Origin of the sequence: Kocuria rhizosphaerae (assembly GCF_044462265.1) — a bacterium.
GTDB lineage: Bacteria > Actinomycetota > Actinomycetes > Actinomycetales > Micrococcaceae > Kocuria > Kocuria rhizosphaerae.
Genome location: NZ_JBISWL010000071.1, coordinates 1 through 21,530 on the forward strand (window position 1 = coordinate 1; position 21,530 = coordinate 21,530).

22 protein-coding genes are annotated in these 21,530 nt (G+C 68.2%); 8 read left to right on the top strand and 14 right to left on the bottom strand.

The window, feature by feature from the left end:
* Window positions 1-251, top strand: a 251-nt coding sequence (locus ACH9EU_RS08310) for a hypothetical protein (RefSeq protein WP_396413468.1), incomplete at its 5' end; no start/stop codon positions are given.
* 2 nt (window positions 252-253) lie between these two features.
* Here the strand turns inward: ACH9EU_RS08310 and ACH9EU_RS08315 are convergent.
* The 9 genes from ACH9EU_RS08315 to ACH9EU_RS08355 all read right to left on the bottom strand — a co-directional run bounded on the left by ACH9EU_RS08315 (window position 254) and on the right by ACH9EU_RS08355 (window position 11,085).
* Window positions 254-1,864 carry a hypothetical protein gene (locus ACH9EU_RS08315; protein ID WP_396413469.1) on the bottom strand — a complete coding sequence of 537 codons (1,611 nt, stop codon included), beginning with the start codon at window positions 1,862-1,864 and terminating at the stop codon, window positions 254-256.
* A 291-nt stretch (window positions 1,865-2,155) separates the two neighbouring features.
* Window positions 2,156-2,581, bottom strand: a complete 426-nt coding sequence (locus tag ACH9EU_RS08320; RefSeq protein ID WP_396413470.1) for a DUF4913 domain-containing protein — start codon at window positions 2,579-2,581, stop codon at window positions 2,156-2,158.
* 3 nt (window positions 2,582-2,584) lie between these two features.
* A complete protein-coding gene (locus ACH9EU_RS08325) occupies window positions 2,585-4,390 on the bottom strand; it encodes a TraM recognition domain-containing protein (RefSeq protein ID WP_396413471.1) in 1,806 nt (601 codons plus the stop codon).
* A complete protein-coding gene (locus ACH9EU_RS08330; RefSeq protein ID WP_396413472.1) occupies window positions 4,387-6,141 on the bottom strand; it encodes an ATP/GTP-binding protein in 1,755 nt (584 codons plus the stop codon). The genes ACH9EU_RS08325 and ACH9EU_RS08330 overlap by 4 nt, the downstream gene beginning before the upstream one ends.
* Window positions 6,141-7,658, bottom strand: a complete 1,518-nt coding sequence (locus ACH9EU_RS08335) for an SCO6880 family protein (protein WP_396413473.1) — start codon at window positions 7,656-7,658, stop codon at window positions 6,141-6,143. The genes ACH9EU_RS08330 and ACH9EU_RS08335 overlap by 1 nt, the downstream gene beginning before the upstream one ends.
* Window positions 7,639-9,528 carry a hypothetical protein gene (locus ACH9EU_RS08340; RefSeq protein WP_396413474.1) on the bottom strand — a complete coding sequence of 630 codons (1,890 nt, stop codon included), beginning with the start codon at window positions 9,526-9,528 and terminating at the stop codon, window positions 7,639-7,641. The genes ACH9EU_RS08335 and ACH9EU_RS08340 overlap by 20 nt, the downstream gene beginning before the upstream one ends.
* Complete coding sequence (locus ACH9EU_RS08345) at window positions 9,521-10,270, bottom strand: hypothetical protein (protein ID WP_396413475.1); 750 nt, start codon at window positions 10,268-10,270, stop codon at window positions 9,521-9,523. Before ACH9EU_RS08345 ends, ACH9EU_RS08340 begins: the two co-directional genes overlap by 8 nt.
* Before the next feature lie 54 nt (window positions 10,271-10,324).
* The gene (locus ACH9EU_RS08350; protein WP_396413476.1) at window positions 10,325-10,690 is read right to left on the bottom strand and encodes a hypothetical protein; all 366 of its coding nucleotides are present in this window, start codon (window positions 10,688-10,690) and stop codon (window positions 10,325-10,327) included.
* Window positions 10,687-11,085 (bottom strand): hypothetical protein, encoded by a 399-nt coding sequence (locus ACH9EU_RS08355; protein ID WP_396413477.1) that lies wholly within the window; start codon window positions 11,083-11,085, stop codon window positions 10,687-10,689. Before ACH9EU_RS08355 ends, ACH9EU_RS08350 begins: the two co-directional genes overlap by 4 nt.
* A gap of 395 nt (window positions 11,086-11,480) precedes the next feature.
* Between ACH9EU_RS08355 and ACH9EU_RS08360 the strand changes: the two genes are divergently transcribed.
* The 4 genes from ACH9EU_RS08360 to ACH9EU_RS08375 are packed head-to-tail and all read left to right on the top strand — an operon-like array spanning window position 11,481 to window position 14,815.
* Window positions 11,481-11,723: a helix-turn-helix domain-containing protein gene (locus ACH9EU_RS08360; protein WP_396413478.1), complete on the top strand. Its 243-nt coding sequence runs from the start codon at window positions 11,481-11,483 to the stop codon at window positions 11,721-11,723.
* A gap of 16 nt (window positions 11,724-11,739) precedes the next feature.
* A complete protein-coding gene (locus ACH9EU_RS08365) occupies window positions 11,740-13,107 on the top strand; it encodes a MinD/ParA family ATP-binding protein (RefSeq protein ID WP_396413479.1) in 1,368 nt (455 codons plus the stop codon).
* A 29-nt stretch (window positions 13,108-13,136) separates the two neighbouring features.
* Window positions 13,137-14,234 carry a transglycosylase SLT domain-containing protein gene (locus ACH9EU_RS08370; RefSeq protein WP_396413480.1) on the top strand — a complete coding sequence of 366 codons (1,098 nt, stop codon included), beginning with the start codon at window positions 13,137-13,139 and terminating at the stop codon, window positions 14,232-14,234.
* Window positions 14,231-14,815: a hypothetical protein gene (locus ACH9EU_RS08375; protein WP_396413481.1), complete on the top strand. Its 585-nt coding sequence runs from the start codon at window positions 14,231-14,233 to the stop codon at window positions 14,813-14,815. The genes ACH9EU_RS08370 and ACH9EU_RS08375 overlap by 4 nt, the downstream gene beginning before the upstream one ends.
* Window positions 14,816-14,874: 59 nt before the next feature.
* Here the strand turns inward: ACH9EU_RS08375 and ACH9EU_RS08380 are convergent, their stop codons facing one another.
* The 4 genes from ACH9EU_RS08380 to ACH9EU_RS08395 are packed head-to-tail and all read right to left on the bottom strand — an operon-like array spanning window position 14,875 to window position 17,373.
* Complete coding sequence (locus ACH9EU_RS08380) at window positions 14,875-15,330, bottom strand: hypothetical protein (protein ID WP_396413482.1); 456 nt, start codon at window positions 15,328-15,330, stop codon at window positions 14,875-14,877.
* Window positions 15,327-15,920, bottom strand: coding sequence for a hypothetical protein (locus ACH9EU_RS08385; RefSeq protein ID WP_396413483.1), 594 nt, complete (start codon window positions 15,918-15,920; stop codon window positions 15,327-15,329). Before ACH9EU_RS08385 ends, ACH9EU_RS08380 begins: the two co-directional genes overlap by 4 nt.
* Complete coding sequence (locus ACH9EU_RS08390; RefSeq protein ID WP_396413484.1) at window positions 15,917-16,918, bottom strand: hypothetical protein; 1,002 nt, start codon at window positions 16,916-16,918, stop codon at window positions 15,917-15,919. Before ACH9EU_RS08390 ends, ACH9EU_RS08385 begins: the two co-directional genes overlap by 4 nt.
* Window positions 16,918-17,373, bottom strand: coding sequence for a hypothetical protein (locus ACH9EU_RS08395; RefSeq protein WP_396413485.1), 456 nt, complete (start codon window positions 17,371-17,373; stop codon window positions 16,918-16,920). The genes ACH9EU_RS08390 and ACH9EU_RS08395 overlap by 1 nt, the downstream gene beginning before the upstream one ends.
* A gap of 211 nt (window positions 17,374-17,584) precedes the next feature.
* On the opposite strand from ACH9EU_RS08395, the gene ACH9EU_RS08400 reads away from it, so the two are divergent.
* From ACH9EU_RS08400 to ACH9EU_RS08410, 3 genes are all read left to right on the top strand, one after another.
* Window positions 17,585-17,800 (top strand): hypothetical protein, encoded by a 216-nt coding sequence (locus ACH9EU_RS08400; RefSeq protein ID WP_396413486.1) that lies wholly within the window; start codon window positions 17,585-17,587, stop codon window positions 17,798-17,800.
* 130 nt (window positions 17,801-17,930) lie between these two features.
* Window positions 17,931-19,607, top strand: coding sequence for a replication initiation protein (locus ACH9EU_RS08405; RefSeq protein ID WP_396413487.1), 1,677 nt, complete (start codon window positions 17,931-17,933; stop codon window positions 19,605-19,607).
* A gap of 26 nt (window positions 19,608-19,633) precedes the next feature.
* Complete coding sequence (locus ACH9EU_RS08410) at window positions 19,634-19,954, top strand: hypothetical protein (protein WP_396413488.1); 321 nt, start codon at window positions 19,634-19,636, stop codon at window positions 19,952-19,954.
* Window positions 19,955-20,053: 99 nt separating this feature from the next.
* Here the strand turns inward: ACH9EU_RS08410 and ACH9EU_RS08415 are convergent, their stop codons facing one another.
* A complete protein-coding gene (locus ACH9EU_RS08415) occupies window positions 20,054-20,983 on the bottom strand; it encodes a DNA-binding protein (RefSeq protein WP_396413489.1) in 930 nt (309 codons plus the stop codon).
* Window positions 20,984-21,530 lie beyond the last annotated feature (547 nt).

Consider the following 21,530-nt stretch of genomic DNA (forward strand, 5'->3'; position numbering starts at 1 on the left):
CGGTCGTGCTGGGTGGAGCGGTCGTGCTGGGTGGAGCGGTCGTGCTGGGTGGAGCGGTCGTGCTGGGTGGAGCGGTCGTGCTGGGTGGAGCGGTCGAAACGGTTGTGGCCTCACTCGTTGGCGAGCTCGAAGCTCGGTATATAGCGAAGAAACCGAGGATCAGTAGCAGTGTCAGAGCGTTCATAAGGAGGAATGCGTTGACGTGTCGATCCCTTCGCCACACCCCCGGTTGCAGCGGCATCTTCCCCTAGCCTCATTTCTCGCGTTCCGCAGCAGGAATATCACGCCAGAGCCGTGGCCGTTCTGGCACGCCAAGAAGCGCGTCGTACATCTTGGCTATCTCTTCGATCTTCTGGCGTCCGTTGTCGTCTTTCGGCTCGTTCCCACCCAGGTCTAGTCTGATGAGAACGCCGACCTCCTGCTCTAGGCTTTGACAGGCCAGGTGTAGGGCGCGTGCCTGCTCCCAGCGGCGCCCCGGGTTCAACGCTGTCATCAAGGCTGTGAGGCCAGCGCCGCCGATTGCCAATCCAACTATCAGGGCGTTCCCCTGGTCCAGATTGGCCGTTACCCCAGCCGCCCCCGACAGAAGAGCCGCGACGCCGCCGACAAGGATGAAGGTCGTCGCCCAAGCGATGCTCGCCTTCCGCTGTTTCCCCGCTTCCTGCAGAATTCGGGCTCGCAGGGTCGTGATTTCGTCAGCGACCAAGTAGCAGTCCCAATCGGTGGTCTCGCTCTCTGACGAGGCGCTCCCCCGTAACAGCCCCAGTGAACGGGACGACAGACCCGAACGCAGGGGAGGTTCGTCCGGCTCATGTCGGACGACCCAGAGTGACATGCCTCCCAGGACGGCCACGGTGAGGATTGCAACAGCTGTGGCCGAGACGAGGGTTTGTCCGTCTTGACGAGGCAAAACAACGGCGATCACCAGCACAAGGACGGGCAGTGCAACTAAGATCCAGTTGCCACGTACGGACATTCCTCTAGTCGCTCTGAAGGTATATAGCGCAGCGACGAGGGCGCCAAGGCCAGCCAAGCAGACTGTGATCCATGACCAACCAGGGGCGTCAAACAAGGAGAACCGAAACGCCAGGACGATCGCCAATAGCCCCAATGCGGAGCCAGCGACCCACACTTGCAGCCACAATTGTCTTGACTTCGCCTCATTCTTCAGCCGGTCCGCAAAAAGCCCTCGGACGTGATTAAGAGTTCCGGAGTCGATACTCTCTTCAGCTATGGCGGTTGTCGTGATCAAAGCATCGATTGTATTGTCGTAGTCTGCGAGGTGACGGCGAATGAGCCTTTGGTTGGCTTGTGGGTTCGGCATCTCAAGGATGTTCAAAGCCAAATCTGTCTTGACGCGAAGTGCCAACACCGCTTGCTTCCATGAAGCGGGCGTTCCTCCTTCCAATAATTCCGTCACATCGTCGACATATACGGCGACCTCGTCGACGTATGCTAGACGTGAATCCTCCGCAGACACGTTAGAATTCGTCGACCGCTTAGAAAGCGGAAGGTTGAGAGCAACGGACAACGCCCTCAGAGTATGCAAGTACACTAATATTCGTGACTCTAGGGCTTGATGTAGTTTTTGCAACCGGGCTTTATCATCGCCAGAGGCTGGATTGGCCTCCGCCAAAATTTTGTCGATCCTGCTGTCGTGCGCCACGAAGATGTCGCGGACGCGTGCGAGGCTCCTGCCTGTTAGCCAGGGGGTCTGGGGCAGGGACGTGTCGCGGTCGTCCCTAGCCTTCTTCAGCTTCTCGCCATCTACTTTACCGTTGCTAAATTCCGCGGCCTCGAATTCAAGATAATTTCCCACCGGGCTTTCAATACTATTGATAATATACCCCATGTAGTGCTCCATTAGGCCCCCGATCTTTGTCGCCCTACACCCAAATATATCGCTCAGCGGGCGCCCCCGGAATCCCTGAGCTTGTCATGTGTAACCCTTGATTTGTTGGTGCTCTGGGCAGGTTGGGTTTGGTTTGACGGTCCTGCCGATGTCACGGTGGCGGCTTGGTGTCAGTGCCCCTTCCCGGGAGGTCGTCCCAGACGACCGGCCGTAATGTTGGGAGTGCCCCGGATGACGTGATGACCCTGCGGGACATCGAGGCTTAGGAGCCTGTGACCGTGGCGGGGAGCAGTGGCAAGCCGCTCACTCGAAAAGTTCAGCTGGTGGCGGATCCAACGGAAGCGGTATCCCCTTCGGCGCGTGTTTCCTGGGGGTGCACCCGTGGAAAGGGCCTTTTTCATCGAAGAGCACCCGCATGATGGGATCGGCGTAGTCGCGCCACCACACCGCCAAACCGGTCGTGGGGTCGGTGCGCAGGCTTTCCCAGGCCCGCCACAGGCCGGTCAGTCGGCTCACAGCTTCTTCGTGTCGCCACCATTGGGCGCACCAGGTGAAGGTGGTGGAGCGGCCGGCCAGGTCGATGTCGCGCCGGTACTGGTAGGCCAGGTGCTCGGTGACGAACTCGGCCACGTTCGCGTAGACGAGCTTCCGCTCCTCCTGACCGGCCTCCTCCGCGGTCTCTTCCTCTATGTCTTCTTGGCTGTTGGCTCGGCGGGCACCGATGTCCATGCACTACTCCTTCACCAGGGCCGCCCACCGATTTCCGGCAGGCTTGGCCGCCGGCTCAGTGGCCGGGAGCCCGGGGTTGTGCTCGTGACCGCCGGTGGCCACCGTCGGGGTGTTGTGGGCTTCCTCGGATGCCATGGACGCTTCCGTGTAGGGGCGGTGGTCAATCGGGATGGTGCGCAGCAGCACGGCCCGGGCGCCGGAGCCGAGCATCACGGCCCGGCCCTTGGGTAGGGCGGCGAGGTCTGCGACGGAGAGGATGTCGTCGGTGGCGTCCTGGCGGGAGGTGGACCCGCTATCCTTCTGCCTCGAGGAGGAGACCGAGGTGTAGGTGTACTTGCCGATCAGCTCCGAGAGCATCTTGAGGAAGCCCTCCTCCTTGACGTTGCCGCCGTAGGTGACGACATTGGCCGTGGAGAAGAGCTTGCGCACCCCGGATTCGCCCCAGACGTCCACGCCTTGGGACCAGGACTGCAGGAAAGTGGAGACCACGATCCCGCGGGAGCCGTAGTGGCTGTAGAGGTCGGGCAGGTTCGCCCACCGGCAGACGTTGGCGGCCTCATCGAGCACGCAGACCATCGGGGTGGACAGCCGGCCCCCGGCCTGGGTGACGGCGTGTTCCTCGGCGGCGGTCACGGTGGCCACGGTCAGGGCGGTCACCAGCGGCCCAGCGGTGCCGGCCCCTTCCTTGGATAGGGCGTAGAGGGTGTGCTTGCCGCGCACGAACGCCTGCGGATCGAACTGCGGGCGGTCGTCGTTGGGGCCGGTGGGGTTGACCCAGGCGGCAATCTTCTCGTTCTTCAGGCACGCGGCCATCTGCAGGGCGGTGGAGTAGACGCTGCCCCGGTACTTCTCGGGCTGGCGGATGGTGCTGGCCACCGAGTCGGCTTCCTTGGTCCACCCGTGGGCGTCGAGCAGTTTGGCGGGGGTGTCGTCGGTGGAGCGGGTCAGCCAGTAGTGGACGCGCTCGATCGGCTCCCCACCTACAGCAGCGGCGAGCAGGAGTCCGGCCAGGAGGTCTTTGCCGGCGGAGTCGAAGTGGGCGTCGCCCATCTTGGCCCCTGCCGGGCGGGAGCCGATGGAGAAGTTCGTGGCCATCTCCGCGGCCCGTTCACTGTCGGTGACGTAGCTCAGCGGGTTCCACCACCAGGTGGGTTTCTCCCCGGCCACACCTTGGGGGTCGAAGACCCACACGTCCCCTTCTTCGGCGCGGATGTCGCGGGTGAGGTCGGAGAGGTCGCGTTTGTTGGAGGTGGCGATCACCGGGCCGGGGGCCTCGATGATGGCCGGGGCGGCTTGGGAGGTGGTCTTGCCGGTGCGGGTGCCCCAGATGTGCACCAGGGTGTCTTCCCAGGAGGCGTAGAGGGTGTGGCCGCCGCGGACCATCTTGCCGATCATCACCCCGGGTGCCTCGACACCGAAGCGGGCGGCCTTGGCCTTCGCCTGCTTCTCGGTGAAGGGGGCGACGTCGCGGACGGTGGCCATGCGCACCGCCGCTCGGTCGTGCTTGACGACCTTCTGGGCCTTTTGATGGCGCTTCCAGCCCCACAGCACCAGCAGGGCAGCCAGGAGCAGCCCGGCCGTGGCGGCCAGGACGGTCTCGGTGGTGCGCCATGGGAGGTCACCGGTGACGGTGCCCAGGGACCGCTCCCAGTAGCCGGTGGGCAGGGGGTCCGGGCGTGGGGTGAGGGCGTGTCCGAGGCTGGCGACCACGTAGAGGATGGCCGGGATGCCGACCAGGGCAAAGAGAAGGGTCAGCAGCAGGGCGACCTCGCCACCGCCGGCCTTGTACTTGCGGTCCAGGGAGCTCATCGTTCGCCCCTTTCGTGGGCGGCGCGGGATTTGGCTTCGTGCCACTTCTTCTCGGTGTCGTGGACCTGGGATCGGCGCTCGGTGGGGGTGAACTCCATCGAGAACGGGATGCCGGCCCTAGCGCCGACCTTGATGAAGAACTTCCCCTGTCCCGGCGGCGGGGTGGTGGTGCGATCGTCGAAGTACCACTCCCTGTTTTCGGGATCTTCCAGCCAGGCCCGCAGCTCGGCGTCGTTGACCGTGAGTTCGTCGGTCGGGGCGAATACGTCGTCGTTGGTGTACTGAATTTCCTCGTCCCCGCGGCGGTTCCAGGCGGGCGGGTCCTGCCAGGCGGCGAGCTGTTCCTGCTCGCGCATGGACAGCGGTACGGACTCGGTCAGCAGCGGCATCTCGGACTTGGCGAGTCCGCCGAGGATCTTGATGCCGCAGCGGTCCATGATGCCCTTGGCCTTGGCCCGGTCCTCTTCGCCCCGGACGGCCATGAGGTCCGAGGGGGTGTGGGAGGCCATGATCTGCCCGACACCCATCTCACGGTTCAGGCGGGTGAGGGCGTTGACCTGATCGACGATGCCGGGCCCGGCCGCCAGGGTGTTCCAGAGCTCATCGAGGATGAGGAGGAACCGTTGGCGCTCGATCACGCCGTCGTCGGCCAGCATGTTGGAGGTCCGCACCGTTCCGGTACCTACCGACCAGCACGCCAGGAGTGTCGCCGCCCGCAGGTCGGACTCGCTCTGGGCGATGCGGGAGAGATCGAAGACCATCGGTCGGGAGGCGTCGATCCGGTTGGTCGAAGGATGGGCGAACATCTGCCCAAAGGCCCCCGAGCCGCACAGGGAGTTCAGCGAGGACTCCAGGCCCTCAGTGATCTCGTCATAGCGGTCGTCGTTGCCCCGGTCCAGAGCGACCTCGCGCACCTGATCGGGGCGGTCCTTCAGGACCCGGCGCAGGTCCGCCATGACCGGCACCGTGCCGGACTCGGCGTGGCGGGCCTCGAGGACGGTGAGGCACCGGTCCAGGATCTGATCCTCGCGCTCGTCCAGCGGCTTCTTGCGCAGAATGGCGATCAGCGATCTGATCAGGTCGAATCGCCGGGTGTGCAGATCAGCCAGCAGCTCTTCCGCCTTCGCCGCCGAGAGCAGCTTGGCGGCCGCCGTCGCTCCAGCATCGTCCAGCGGGTTGATGTGGCCCACCCCGCGGCCCAGCGGTAGGACGGCTCCGCCCAGGGCTTCGATCATGGTCACGTGTTCGCCCTTGATGTCGCCGAGGACCATCGGCCACACCCCGAAGGCGGCCAGCCCGATGGCCATGCGGCGCAGCAGGGAGGACTTGCCCAGCCCGGGGTTGGCCATGATGAAGGCTGAGGGGTTGGCAATCACCCGCAGTTTCTGGAACCAGGAGATCGGGTCGCAGCACACCGGCTCCCCGGAGAGCAGGTTCCGTCCCAGCGGCACGCCTTCGAGGGGGGAGCCGCCGCCCATGGGGAAGGGGAACAGTCCGCAGACCTGGTAGTTGGTGCCGCGCATCTGGCGGATCGGATGCAGCAGCTGCGCCTCGCCCAGCCCTCGGCCCTTGTGGCCTCGCGGGCCGGGGCGGTGGGTGGCGGTGGCCGTGACGGAGGTGCTGCCGGTGCGCTGGGGCTTGGCGAACATCTTCCCGCCCTTCATCCGGGCGAAGGCCCTCTCCAGCACGGTGGTCGAGGCAGTGCCCCGGCTCTCGGGGAGGATGATCTGCTTGGTGTTCTTGGTGGCCATTAGAGTGCGTTCCTCACGGTCGAGGGCAGGGCCAGATGGTCGGGGATCACGACACCCAGCGGGAGGCCGGCGGCGAAGGTGGAGTCCTGGGCGCCGTAGGCCTCCTCCAGGCGGATCCGGGCGGAGGTGCCGAGGTTCTCCACGATGGCTTCGGCCTCATCCAGCTCGCCCCGTGAGCGGACCGTGGCGGTGACGACGAGTCCGAAGTTCAGCAGCCCGGCCCCGTCTGCCTCCTCGGCGGCGGTGGCCTGCGCCGCACGGGTCTCGCGGGTGTCACGGGCCGTGGCGCGATTGCGGGAGGAGGCGTTGAAGGTCGCGGTATTGACGTCGGCCTCCACCAGCTGGGCAGCCCGGGCGGGGTCGATGGGGCGGTAGAGCAGGGTCACGCGCTTGCGCACCAGCTCGGGGTTCGGGGCGATCAGGGCCTGGAGCACGTTGGCCTGGATGGTGGAGCGCGGGGGTACGGACATTGCCCAGGACTTCGACCAGGAATTGTTGTGGTGGTAGGAGTCCCAGAAGGCGTCGGCGGCCTGGGGGCCGATCTCGTCCCAGTCCAGGTCCGGGGCCTTGCCCTGGGAGTGGGCGCGGTCGAAGAGCACCGTCTCGGCCGGGTCGTAGGCGACCCGGATGACCTCGCACAACTGCTGGGCCGTCAGCGGCTCGGCCACCCCGGCTCCGGTGTCGTTGAGCGAGAGGGTGAGGTTGGGCAGGCGCGCCGCCAGATCATCCGCGACCTCCTGTGCGTTGCGGATCCGCCCGCCGGCCCGCACCGCGGCCTTGAACGTCACCGCGATATAGGCCCGCGTCACCGTCGCCCCGGTGGGCAGCATCTGCACGGACTCGTTGATCACGTCGCGGGCGAACTGCGGGGCGTTCTCGTGCATCCGGCCCTCGATCTTCCGGGCCAGGCGGTACCCGGAGTCCGGGGCGGTCTCGATCGTCACCGACGCCGCCGTGAGGCCGGGTTCGTCGGTGAGCATGCCCAGCCAATGCGACCAGCGGTCCACCCACCGGTTGATGTGGTCCTGATCGACCATGCCCCCGGCGTCGGGTTCGGAGGAGAAGACCACGGTGTAGTGGTGGCGCTGCGGGACCTCGAGCAGGGCGAAGGGGCGGCCGTAGCCGTCGACGTGCTCCGTGATCCTGGAGCGTGCCGAGATCCCGGGCAGCTTCGTGGTCCCCGAAGGGACCCGGGACACGGGGCCGGCCCGGTAGACGTTGGCCCCGGTGTAGACGGCGTTGACCCACCCGGCCCGGCGCAGGATGCGCTCGATGAGCGTGCGCCCGTGTTTGTTCTTGCTCATCGACAGCGCGATCAGGGTCAGGACCACGGCCTCGAAGGCCAGGGCCACCAGCCAGAGGTTGAGCATCATCAGCAGGATCCCGCCGACCACCCCGCCGATCAGCAGCACCGTGCCGGCCGTGGAGAGCCCGGCCAGGCCCTTGGAGGTCGGGGTGCGGAAGTTGCCGTACACCCGCGGACGGTTCTCGGCGGTCTTAGCGTCGGTCTGCGCCATCAGGGCGGTCCTCGTTTCCGGTCTCGTGGGCGATCTGCGCTTTGAACGCACGTGCCTGTTGCTGGGCGGCCTTGGCCGCCGGTCCCACGCCGGCGGGTCCCGTGGGGCGGGCTCCGGTGCGTGGCGGTGGCGCACCAGCACCGGACCCAGGTGTGGGACGAGCCCCTGTGCCCGAGGCGGGCCCAGCTCCGGTACGAGGTGCTACCCCTGCCGCCCCGTTGCCCGGGGCCGGTTGCGCTCCGGCCCCGGCAGAGGACTTCTGCGCACCGTCCTGGCCGGGTGTGCCCGTCGAGGCCGCGCCTGCCGCGCCGGTGCCGGCGGCACCGCCCCCGGTGCTGGAGGTGCCAGCCCTCGCGCTGGACTCGGTGGCCTGGGTAACGGCTTCCCCGGTCTTCTGCACCGCGGTGGCGGCCGCCATGCCCGCCGCTACGGGAGCTGCCGCCGCGCCAGCGGCGGCTGTGCCCGCGGTGCCAGCAGCAGGTGTTCCGGCAGCCCCTGCGGCGCTGGACCCAGTCGTTCCTTCGGGCCCCCCGCCGGTGGGAGCCGGGCTCGGGGTGGTCGGGGCGCCGGCCTTGCCGGGCGGCTGCGACGCCGACGTCGAGCTGTCGGAGCCGAAGCCGCGCCCGGACCGGGACAGGTGGGCCGCACCCTGCGGGATGGCCGCGCCCATCGCCGCGATTCCCAACGCCCCGCCACTGCCGCCGCCGGAGGAGGACATCGAGCCGAGCACGGGGCTGAGGAAGCCGATGAGCACCGGCAGGGCGAACACGGAGGCGGCGATCATCATCAGCCCGGCGGCGAACTGGATCAGTCCGTTGCCGCCGTCCTCCCAGATCCCGGTGGTGGACATCTTGATCGCCAGCCCGTAGATCAGGGCGGCGGCGGGCTTGTAGAAGGCGAAGGCCAGGGTCCAGGCGATGACCTTCTGGAAGAAGGTCCGGCCCGTCTCGGTGTTCAAGAACGCCGCGGCCAGGGGCAGGATGCCGGCCATGAGGAACAGCATCCCGGTGCGCAGCACCATCAGCATCAGCTGGATGAGGTTCACGATGATCGCCACGACCCCGCCCACGATGATCAGGATGACGTTGCCGCCCAGCCACATCGGGTCGGTCGCCCCGGTGCTGGTGGCGTTGTCCAGGGCCAGCAGCGCCAGCACATCGGTCTGGAAGTCCTCCCCGATGGCGGAGTCGATGATCTGCACGGCCAGGGCGTCGGTGCCTGCCACCAGGACGTTGAGGATCGTGACCCCGGAGGCGGTGACCACGGCCAGGGTCAGCAGGCCCTTGAGTAGCTCCCGGGCCGGTTCGGCACGCTGGGTCCAGGCCATCTGGGCTCCGGCGATCATCACGCTGAGTGCGGCCACGGCCAGGGTGAGGTAAAAGGTCTGGTCCTGTATGAAACCCACCGAACCGTTCAGGTTCACCGCCCGGGCCGGGATGAGGAAGCCGATCAGGCTGGTGGCTCCCCCGATCAGTGCGGCCCCGGAGGCCAGGAGGGTGGCGGTGTTGACCAGCCCGGCCCCGTCACCGCGGCGTGCGTTGGTGGCCAGCACGAGGCCCAGGAACAGCACCCCGAACACGCACACCCCCAGCCCGATCCAGCTCGCGTAGCTCAAGAGCAGATCGATCTGGTCGTTGAACTCCCCCCGCGCTGGAGCCCCACCCGCGGTTCCGTTCTCACTGATGAGGCTGGCACTGCCGATCCTCGTCCACATGGACCCCAGCGAGGCAATCGTGTCGATCACCGCAGTAGTCACACCGTCGGCGATCTGATCCAGGGCATCCCCGGCCGCCCCGGTGAGTGCATCGCTGACCCCTTCTTTGACCTTGCAGAAGCCATCGAGTGCGAAGCACTTCTCTTCCTCAGCCATCGTGGGGTCCCCACTTGATGTATCCACTTAGGTCTGAGACCTGACCGGACACGGGCCCGGTATCTCCGTTGTCCTGCAGGGCGAAGCGCCAATCACCGTTCTGCCAGATGAGGTCTGCGCTACTGGTGATGTACGTCTTCTCAGTCCCGTCGTCTCCCGCGAGCACGACCTCGACCGTCGCCCGCTCGCCCGTGTACGAAAGCAGTCGGAAGCCGGCAACTTCGACCGGGACCGTGGAAGCGTCCCCCTCAGAGACCCGCTGCTGGACCTGCCCAACGGCGATGTCCTTACCGGGGCCATCGACTGCAAGTTCCTTGAGGGTGTCCAGTAGAAGCTGGGGATCGTTGCTTGAGGTCAGCATGTTCGCTGTCGTCAGCAACGCCCCCTCGGGGGTGTGGGAGTAGCAGGAGCGCATACCGGTGTCGGAGTCCACGGTGCCCGGTCCGTGCTCCTCGGAGGAGGGCGCGTAGATCGCGCCCAGGGCGGTCCACTCGACGTCCTCGGGGGCTTTGGTGAGGGTGGTGCCGCCAGTGGCGTCCAGGCCGCACACCGATTCCTCGCCCGATGTGGGTTCGGCGGTCGTGGCCGGTGCTGGTGCGGCCTGCGAGGGTGCTTCTGCGTCGGGCCACAGCCACAGGGCGATGCCCAGCACGATCAGCAGCGCGACGAGCACGGCTGAGATGAGGAAGCGGGGGGTCCTCCACCAGGTGCTGTTGTCGTCTGCTGCGATGTGGTCGGTCACCTGTTGCTCCTTATCGGGTGGGGGTCCTCGGTGGCTGCTGATGGTGATCAGCTCTTAGCTGCTGAGGTGGGGGTCTTCATGGATCACCATGGCAGAGGCTTGCTCGTCGCCGCTTCCTGCGCTGCCTTGGGAGATGAAGGACAGGATCGAGGCGCCGCCGGAGATCAGGGCCACGGCCAGCACGATCTTGATGATTCCGGAGACCTCTTCGGTGGTCTCTCCGCGGCGGGCGTCGAAGGCCATCTTTCCGCCGACCACCAGCAGGCCCAGGACGGCGATGCCCAGGGCGATCCATTTGCCTACCCCGACCATGCGGTTCCAGGTGTCCCCGATGCCGGGAGGGGCCAGCGGGCTGGAGTCGGGCAGGGCGGCCGGCAGCGTCAGCACGGTGTCCTGGGCCGTGAGTACGAGGTCGATCATTGGGGGGTCCTCTCGGAGTTGAGTTCATCGACTGCCTCACCGAGGGCGGTGAGGACTTTTCTCGGCCCTGGGGCCATGGACTCCCAGTCCGCGGTTCCGGTGAGCCGGAGCTCTTCGATCCACGGCACCACCCAGGTGTGCGGGACACCGCCGGAGATCACGCGGGTCGCTGCGGCCAAGGACTTCGGGGTCTTGCCCGGGGCACCGGCCACGAGCACCAGTCCGGCGAGTACTACCTCCGGGTGGGTGCCGGCTGCCCAGTCCTGGGCTGCGAGTCGGGCTGCTTCCAGTCCCCGGTGCGTCTGGCGGGCGAGGAGGATGACGACGGGAGCAGGTGCTCCCGGAGCCGGGAACGGCCACCGGTGATGGCACTCGAGGCCACCCAGCAGTTCCATGAGCGTGGTCTCCCCCGCTCCCCCGTGCGCCCCCAACCAGTACGGGCCGGCCGAGGAGGTGAGGAACCGCCCGAGCCTGTGGTCCTCGGCCGGGGCGGCAACACCGTGTTGGGGAACCTGCACCCCCCGCAGGACAGGGACTGCCTCCGGGCGGGGCTCCTCCATGACCGAGACCGACCGGGCATGCGTCGCGGGTGTGACGAGCCCCGTCCACCGATTGCCCATCTAGGCTCCTCAGTTGAACCAGCTGCACTGCAGTACGCCGTCACGGGGTGCCCGCCACGACGAATTGAACATGTTCAACTATAGGCGATTTGGAGCTAGAGTGTGCAACCGTAAGCGACTTTTCCCCACTCTGATACACCGGAGCCGCCGTGATCGCTGGAGCGCTCTCCATGTCTGAATCGCTCGAGAGGCTCTTCACCGGGTTGCCCGAGCGGCTCACCGTGGCCCAGCTGACCGAGGTCCTGGGGCTGTCCAGCACGACGGTGACCTACCGGTGGCTGCGGGATGGGCGGGTGCCGGCCATCCAGCTCGGCTCGCACTGGATCATCCTTCGGGACGACGTGAAGGAGCACCTGCGTGCTCACTACAACGTCTCCGTACAGCGCGAGGCCGGAGTGGGGGATACCGACTGAGACGAAAGGCATCCCCATGGCCCAGGCCCTCGATCGTCCGCGATGCACCGCCACGATCACTGACGACGACACTGTTGAAGTCTCCATCGACGGGGTGCTCACCCCGCTGAACTCGATGGATGAGGCCATCGCCCATCTGACCGACACGGCGCGCGCCCTGCGCCGTCCCGTCAAGGTCGTGGCCCTCGACCCCTCCTCGCACAACGACCCCGAGACCCACCTCATCGTGGGACCCGACGGGAACATCAGCGCCGACGGGACGGCCGCGCCGGCATCTCGCGGTGGGCCTCGAGGTGGCCGCGCGGTCAGCCTCGAGGACCTCGTGCCCACCGAGCCGGTCGCGGAACCGTTGCTCATCGAGCCCCAAAACGTCCCCGAGCCTGCTCCCCTCGGGGAGGCCGCGCCGGCGCTGTCGGCATCCACCGCTCCGGCCACGACGCTTGAAGATAAGCCCGTCCTGGACCTCGACTCCGCGCCCAGCTTCATCGCCGCTGGCAGCTCCCCAGCCGCGGTGCCGGCCACGCAGGGGTGGCGCGGGGTGCTCAACCGGATGGGGCTGCACCTGGGCCCCGGGCCTGCGGAAGTCGCTGAACGAGAGGAGACGGCCGCCGTCTCCCGGCACTGGGTCGGCTCCCGGACCATCGCCGTGGTCAATCAGAAGGGCGGAGCCAACAAGACCCCCACCGTCGCCCTGCTCGCCGCCCAGTTCGCCGTCCACGGTGGATCCGGCGTGCTGGCCTGGGACAACAACGAGGCCATGGGATCCCTGGGCTGGCGCACTGAGACCGCCGGCCACCACGCCACCGCCCTGGACCTGCTGACCCACGCCGGACACTTCCTCACCGCCGAGGCGAAGGCCGCCGAGCTGGCCGCCTTCGTCCACCACCAGCCCCGGGACGGCTACGACGTCCTGCGCTCCGACGAGTCGCCGTCCAACACCCACGAGATCACCGGGGCGGAGGTCGAAGCCCTGCACCGGGTGGCCGAGAAGTACTACCGGCTCGTCATCATGGACAGCGGCAACTCCACCCGGGGCGAGAACTGGGCGCACATGATCGCCCACACCGACCAGATCGTCATCGCCACCACCACCGAGTCCGACAAGGCCCAAGGCGGGGTCAACGCCCTCAAGGCCCTGCACGCCGGCGGCGAGCACGCCGCCGAACTGGCCCGCAACGCCGTGGTGGTCATCTCCGAGCTCCTCCCTTCGCACAGCACCAAGGCCCAGGCCATCGCGGAGAAGTTCGCCCCATTCGTGCGCGAGGTGGCCATCGTCCCGTTCGACCCGCATCTGGTGCAGGGCCGCATCCACCACCGGCAACTGCGCCCGGCCACCCGCCGGGCCTGGCTCCACGCCGCAGCTCGGGTCTCCCAGGGCTTCTAGTGGCCGGACCCCGCTCCCGAACCCTCGGCGTGGCGGCGGTACTCCTCCTGGGCTTGGTGGTGGGACTGGCCATGGCCTTGACCATGCTCGTGGCTACCCTCGCCGAGGAGGAGGACGGCAACGCTCTGTCCTCCAGCTGCACTGTCACCACCGTCGGCCACAACGCGAAGGGCGAAGTGACTGGAGTGCCCAATGGCTGGGGGCCGGCGGTGGAGGCGGCCGCCCAGGACGCCGGACTGCCAGCCAGTCTGGTGGCCGCGCAACTGGCTCAGGAATCCGGGTGGAACCCCGACGCCCTGGGTCCGGTGCTCGAGGATGGGACACGCGCTCAGGGCCTGGCTCAGTTCACCCCCGCTACCTGGACGGCCTACGGCAACGGTGGGGACCCCTCCGACCCGCACGACGCCATCGCGGCCCTGGGTCGCTACATGGGAGCACTGAAGACGGAAGTCCAGGCCATTGCCGGGGATGATCCTGATGAGCTCGTGCGCCTGACCCTGGCCGCCTACAACGCCGGCCCCGGTGCGGTGCAGAGGCACAACGGCCTCCTGCCCTATCCGGAGACCCAGCAGTACGTCGACACGATCCTCGACCGCGCCCAGGGCACCTTCTCCGCCACCTGCCAGGCCCCCACCGGGGCCCGGGCCTGGGACGGTGACCTCGGCGACGGAGACTGGACCACCCCCTTGCCCGGCGGCGTGTTCACCTCCGGCTACGGGGCCCGCGCCCTGGCCGGCGTCCCCTCCTGGGCCAACCAGCACGTGGGCATCGACATCGCCACCCCCGGAGCAGGCAACGGCAGTGGCGGTGTCGTCGTGGCCCCCACCGAGCTACGAATCACCGGCTTCAACGCAGCCGACGGGTGCGTGATCGCCAAGGAGCACGGGCCCGACCCCGACTTCGGTTTCGCGTTCTGCCACCTGCAGTCCTGGGACGTGGCCAAGGGCCAGAAGCTCAACCGCGGGGACATCATCGGCATCGAAGGCAACCGCGGCCGCTTCGGCATGTCCACCCACCTGCACCTCGAGATCTACAAGCCCGAGGCCCCCGACCTCGTCTTTCCCTACCAGGGGCACAACCTCGATCCCGAGCCCATCCTCAAAGAGAAAGGTGCGTGGCCGACATGATGCGCCACCCGCTCAGCCTCGCCGCAGCCCTGGTGCTGTGCGCGCTGCCGCTTACCGCCTGCGGCGCCAGCAGCCAGGCCCAGCAGACCTCTCAGACAGCCACAACGTCCCCCACGGCGCCACAGCTGGGCGAGGGAATCTTCGCCAGCCCGGACGACGCCGATCGCGCCGACGCTGACTCCACTGCCGAGGTCGCCGCCTTGATGCTCCACTCCTGGGACACCACCACCGACCGCACCGAGACGGCCGCGGCGATCCGGACCAAGCCGCTGATGTCCGCCGACTGGGCCGCCCACCAGGTCGAGCCGGAACGCAACGCCGGAGGCGCCCCATGGATCGCCGCTGCCCAGCACCAGGGCTACAGCGTGCCCAGCATCATCCCCGCCCCCGGAGACGTCAGCCGGGACGTCGCTCCCGACAAGGCCATTCGCGCCTACACCGTGGAATGGACCTGGACTACCCGTGACGGAGCCACCATCCACGACACCGGGCGTCGGCAGATCACCCTCTACCTCGAGGAGCACGACGGGCAGTGGAGCGTCGTTGGTCACCAGTCCCGCGCCATGGGTGAGGCCCGGTAGGCAGATCAGCGACCAATGCCCGCCCTGCGGCAGTCGCGAAGCCGGCCTCTCTTCTCGAGCTACGGCGTGGAGTCGTCCTGAGAGGATTGCTCCTTCTTCTCGATGACCTCCAGGATCGCCTGGAGCCCTTCGGGGTCGATCTGGCCCAGGGCCCGGGCGGCGAAGTTGCGCACCTCAGCCCGACGGAGGGCGCGCACCGTCTGGAGCTCCTGCTCGACCTGCTGGGGAAGCGGGCCGTCCTCGTGCACCAGGTATCGGGGATCGACTCCGAACACCTCGCCCAGTGCCCGGAGCAGCTTCTCGTCGGGACGCACCCGGGTGTCCGCCGTCTTCAGGTAGTGCCATTTCGTCCGCGAGATAGCCACCCCGCGGTCCTTGAGGCCCTGCTGGATCGTGGCGAAGTCGAAGGTGCCACCGGCCTCGGTGCGCAGGGTGTCGAGCAAGAGGTTGATCTTGTCGGCCAGGATCTCAGCGGAGCGTTCTCGGCCGGCGGGGCCCGCGTCCCGTTTGCTCATGTCACGATCCAGGCGTAGATGCTGCCCAAGAAGGCCAGCCCGTAGAAGAAGCCCGAGATCACCTGCGACTCGGTGTGCTCGTGGAGCCGAATGCGGCTCCAACACACGGCGATCCCCACCGGCACGAACAGCAACCCGACAGGACCCCACGAGGTGGTCAGAGCAACGATGGTTCCGCCCATCATCATGCCGTGACCGGAGATCTTCCACCACGGACTCACGACGGCGATGACCAGCCCCGCCAGGAACGTTGCCACCAGCAGCGCCACGATCTCGATCGGCCCCTGCAGGGCCATGGCCGCCGCCAGATAACTGAGGACCAGGACCAGGACACCGGCCATCACCGGCCGGCGGTGCTCCTTCACGCTGACGTGGTGGTCGGTGAGCACCCCGCGACGGACCAGCATGAGGACCACGGCCAGCGGAATGCCGCACACGATGAGCGCCGCGCTGATCCCCCACCACAGCGAGGCAGCAGACGGGTCAGCGCCCCAGGGCAGGACGACGAGAAGCGCGGCCAGCAGCACCGGAGGCTGGAACACCTCCGTGGCGGTTCTCTCCCAACGGGGAACGGTCAGCTGCGCTGTCATGGTGTGAGCTCAAATCTCCTCTCGGCGGCCACCAAGGCCCGCCGTTGATCCCGGGGCAAAGTCACCTCGTCGGCCCGCAGAGTGTCTTCGATGGCAATAACGGAACTGTAGAGGACCCTTTGCGGGTTGGCCGACAGAGCGCTGCGCCACCCAGGCGGCGGATCACCCGTGCCCCACCGTTCGGCGCCGACCCGCTCCCAGACCGGGGCGATCCTCAGGAGGTCCATCCGCACCCCCACCTTCAGGCGCTGGCCCTGGGCGTAGAGCCCCAGCCAGGCCACGGTCAGACACACCAGCGCCGCACCCGGAAGGAACACCGGCCCGAACGATGAGCGCATTGCCTCTCCCACAGGTTCCCAGGTGCCCAGATGATCGAGGACGGCGTAGACGGCTTCCAAGGCGCATCCGGCCACGAGCAAAGCGCCGCCTGCGCCCAACCCCAGCAGGGCCGGCCACAGCAGGCGGTCACGCCCGGACTGGCGCACGGTGAGCTCCCGGAAGGCGACCCGGGCGACGTCGGCGGCGTTCCAGCCTCCCATCACCATGATGAGCAGCGTGTAGACCAGAGTGGCGCCCTGATCCAGGTGGTCGGGAATGAACGATCCCGAGGTCGGACCCCGATCGATCTCCCAGAACGCGATGGTGAGAGCCGACAACAACGCGACACCGACCGCGGCCTCCCCCAGGGTCCGCACCCGGCTCCAGGCCGTTCTCTGCAGGGACTGCACGAGGGCGGCACGCAGGCACCACATGGCACTGAGCGCGAGGAGATTGCGCACCAGGTGGAACGCGTTGTCCCCGCCCAGCCACGCATCAACGGTGCGGTCGGGGACCATGACGCCGTTGGCGGAGAAGGCCACCGCTGCCAAGGCCGTGCCCACCCACACGAAGTCCGGCCGGCCCTGCTGCACCACCCGCGGCAGACGAACCAGCACCGCCACGGACGCGAAGACACACGCCGCGGCCTTGAAAATGGACAGCAGCTCCCCGGAGCTCATCAGAACGCCTCGAGCAGAGGATCCGTGCGCCGCGTCAGCAGGGCGGCCAATCGCGTAGCGGCGTCCTCGGCCGCGATCTCCTGAGTCGTCCAGACCGGGGAACGTCCCAGGAGGGTCTTGATCCTCCGGGAGTCTCCGATGTGCGAGAAGGCATTCCCCAAGGTCAGCTCGCACCCGCTGTGCATGAGGAGGATGTGCCCGTACTCATGGAGGATCACATGCCGGCGCAGAAGCTCGCTCTCCCCGGCAGCATGGAAAATCCAGGACCCCCCGTCCGTCTCCAGCCACAAGCCCGTCACGTCCCGCCCGAGCCCAGCAGGAGCTGGCTCGATGTGGATCGGCTTGCCGTGCCGCCGCTGAACCTCCCGGTGCAGACCGTCCCACGTCAGGTAGGACGGCAGGTCACCCAGGGGATTAGAACCGGAGCGGGGTGCAGATTCTCCAAGCCACGGCATGCTCTTCAGGCTACCTGGAGAGGTGAACACACTGGATTGAACATGTTCACTTTGAGATAGGGTGGGCGCCATGCGCTCCGCTCGCTCGCTCAACATGCTGACGTCCGGACGAACGATCTCAAAATATGCACACCCCCATGCGAGAGGGAAACCCGCAGAGACACGCCGCAGACTGCTACCGGTTGCGGTTGCGCTATGCAAGGATGGCCACATGACCGATTACCAGCAGCCGAAGCTGCAGGGCCACAAAGTGGCCTTGTCTACGCGGGTGTCGCCTGAACAGCACCGCGCGGCGATCGAAGCCTCTCGCGCGGCCGGCCTGAGTATGGCTGAGTACATCGGTGCCCTGATCGACCGTGATGCCGGTCGACCCAACAAGCTCGACAACAGGGAGGAATCGCGCCTACCGCTGGCCAACTCCGCTTAAACGACTGACGGCCCGCCGGGCAAGGCGGGCCGTCGAAGTCAATCAGCTGTCCCAGGTCGCCAAACTCGTGACAGCTGGTTCAACAGAAACTGAATCAGGAACTCCATGAACCCAATACCAGGGGACTGTTGTGTCCCCTAGTGTAACCGAGCCGTGCCCGCAAGGGCACCCTGCCCTACTGAGTCGTGTCGAATTTCAGCCAGACACGGTCCCCGAGGCCCCGGCCTCGCCGGCGGAACGCTTCCTGGCGCACCACCGGGTCCGCTATTTCCGGTGTGGGCAGACCAAGCACCAGGCGTTTCCCAACCGTGGCCGGCGTGCGGCCGAGTTCGCGTTCATCCAGCTCAATCCGGCCGAGTGGTTGAACTTCCTGGTCGTGGATGTGGACCGGGAGGACGCGCTGATGTGTCTGATGCACCCGGCGGTGCCCGAGCCCACCTGGATCATCGAGAACGAGGAGACCGGACATGCCCAGGCCGGGTGGGCCATCGAGTCCGTCTATCTCGGTGAGGGCGCCCGGCCGGGCCCGATCCGGTACGCGGGTGCGGTGCAGCAGGCTCTGGACCGGCTGGTGGATGGGGATCCGTGCTTCACCCGCCATCTGGTCCGCAACCCGGCCGCGACCCGTCCGGCGGGGCGGGTGTGGTGGGGGAACCGGACGGTCCCGTGGTCCCTGGGCGATTTGAAGGCTCACCTGTGTGAGTGGGTCGACCCGTTCCACGAGGAGGCCCTGGACGGCCCGGCGGAATCGGCCTGGAACCCCGGACCGGCTCTTCCCGGCCAGGCGGGCATCCCGCGTGCGGGCGTGGTCGACACGGCCACGGAGGTCGGGCGCAACAACGCCGTTTTCCGTGCCACGCGGCGGTGGTTGTGGGATCAGTGGGAGACCCACCGCCAGGCCCCTACCGACGCCGCCTCGATCGCCCACGCCCGGGGTCTCAACGCCCAGCTGCCCTCCCCACTGCCCGAAGCGGAGCTGACCTGCCTGGCGCGCTCGGCCGCCCGGCAGGTCAACGCCGGAAAGGGCCGGCCCACCCGCACCAGCGGCTCGGACGCGGCGGGCGAGTACCTGTCCCGGATGGGCCGCCGGGGCGGGAAGGCCCGCACCGAAGCCAAGGTGGCCGCCGCGAAGGACAACGTGGCCCAGGCCCGAGCGGCCCGCACGTCCCGGGTGGAGCGGCTGCGTGCCCGCGCCGTGCAGCTGCGCGCGGCGGGTGCGACCTACGCGGTGATCGCCGCCGCCGTCGGGCGCACCGCGCGCACCATCATGGCCTGGCTCAAAGGCACCCCCACCGCCCCCGAGAACACGGACGCTGACAGGGGTGAAATTGTGCAAGCAACAGGTATTTCCCCCGCGAGCCCGGTCCCGGCAGACATCTCCATTCCCCCCGGTGCCGCCCCCGTGACCCCCGAGGAGGGCCCCTCCCCCGTGCCGCCCCAACTGACCTACCGCTGGCCCGCCGGCACCTCCCCTGACGACCCCCTGCCCGACCTCGCCGACCCGCTCCCGGCCGAGGACCGCAGGCTCGTGCTCTGGGTGCCCCTGGACTTCCTGGACGACGCCGCGCCAGGGTCGGGGTACTGGTGCCTCACGACCGCCTCGAGCTACCGAGACGCTTTGGGCGAGGGCATCGTCTGTGGTGACCGGATCGGGGATCAGGATCTGCACGCCGGGGAGGTTGGCGCCCGCATCGGGCAGCTGCTCGGCTCAGGCCTTCCCCGCCTCAGCGCCGCCTCCCACGAAGTCGTCCGCACCCAGGGTCAGAGCCGCTGGTCCGCACGATTCCCCGCCTACATCGTCCACTGACGGACTCACCTCGAGGAACAACCACCATGTCCGGCACCCCGCTGACCGCGGAGCAGCTCGAGGCCCTGGAGCCCTGGACGCGCAGCCCGTGGCCCGAGCACGGCAGCGACGGTCCCGTGCGCTCGGCGCCCTACCGGCGGGAACCCTATGTGCGAGCCGTGTTGCCCACCGCGATCGGGCCGGTGACGGTGGATGGCAAGGTGCGCCGCTACGACGACCGGACCCTGATCCTGCATCGGGAGCACGTCGAAGAACCGGTGCTCAACCTGTGGGTGCCCATCGAACTGACCCGCCCCATCGGGCGGGAGGAGTCGAGCTGGGTCGACGTCTACGACCTCCTCGACTGAACGCAGCAGGGGCCCGCCGCACCTGGTGTGCGGCGGGCCCCGGGTGGCCGTCAGCTCCGGTGGTCACTGCCCGGACGGGGGCTCCTCCCCCGCCCTCGGCTACTGGGCGCCGGCCTCGAGGGCCCGGATCCTCTGCTGGGCGGCCTCCAACTCGGCCCGGAGCCGGGTGGTCTCGGACTCGGCGTGCTCACGCCGGCCCTGCTCCTGGGCCAGCTCGCGCACCGCCGCGGCCGCCTCCCCGCGTGCTGCCTGCGCCTCCTGACGGGCGGCGTCGAGGTCCCCCTGCACGCGGGCGGTCTCCTGCTGCGCCTGGTCCCGGGCGGCGTGTGCGGCAGTGACCTCGGCCGTCAGCTCGGCCACCCGGGCCTCGGCCTCCTCCTGCCCCGTGCGGGCCTCGGCTGCCGACTGCTGGGCGGCCACCGTCTCGGCCCCGGCCTCCTCCAGGTCCGCGGCCAGTCGCTCGGCCCGAGCCACGGCCTGGCCCCGGGCCTCCTCGGCGGCCGAGACCGCGGTGACGAGCTCGGCGGCCTCGGCCTCGGCCTGAAACCGCCGGCCCTCCTCCCTCGCCCGCTCCTCCTTGGCCGCCGAAGCCTCCGCCCGAGCCTGGGCCGCCTCGGCCCGGGCCGTCTCCAGCTGGGCCGTCAGCCGTTGGGCCTCGCCCACGGCCTGGTCCCGGGCGGTCTCGGCCTCGGTGACCGTGGTGAGGAGCTCGGCGGCCTCGGCCTCGGCCTGCTCCCGGCCGGCCCGGGCCTCGGCGGCGATGTGCTCCACCTCGGCCCGGGCGGTGGACAGGGCGGTCCCCCAGGCGGTGCGCAGCGCCCGGGCCACCGGTTCGGGCGGCTCCGGGACGGCGTGGACCTGGACCCGGGACTCCCGCCAGGCCCGCACCCCGTCCGAGGCGTCCTGCATTGACACCTGCGCCTCACGGCGCACCGCGGCCACCGTGATCCGCTCCTCCGCCTCCGCGAGCCGGTCACAAGCCGCGAACACCCGCTCCCGCGCGCTGCGCTGCATCCCCTCTGTTGTCATGACGGGACCTCCCTAGTAGTAAATAGTAGTAATAATGTTACTACTACTTCGGCGCCAACACGTGGACGAAGTGCCGGCCCCAGGCTCGGCGCCCGTCGGCACACCCTTCCCCACGGCCCCAGGCCGATAACTACTGCTGTCGGGGCGCGTCCTCGCGCTTCAGCGGCACCTCGGCCGGTCGGAGCCCTCGTCGAACGATGGCTGCCGCACATTTCTCCGGCCCTGGCGGGCCTCCGAAACGCTTGCCCAAGGGGAAGTCGGCGTCACCTTGGCGCTACTCCCCTACTCCACGTCTCGTTTGTAGAGATCCCACGCTTCCGACAGGGACCTGGGGACGTTCCGGATGCATCAGGGGATATCGAGAAGGCGGCCAAGAGCGCGATGGGCGCCGGGAAGGTGCCCTTGGCACCGCGTCGGCCGACTACTCGCGGGTGCAGAGCGGATACATACACAGGCGCTCAACTCCACAGGCCAGGCAGCCGCACGGCGGATGACGCCGATGACTGAGGCTTGCTCTGGGGCGGGTCGCCGGGCGAAGGACGAGTGT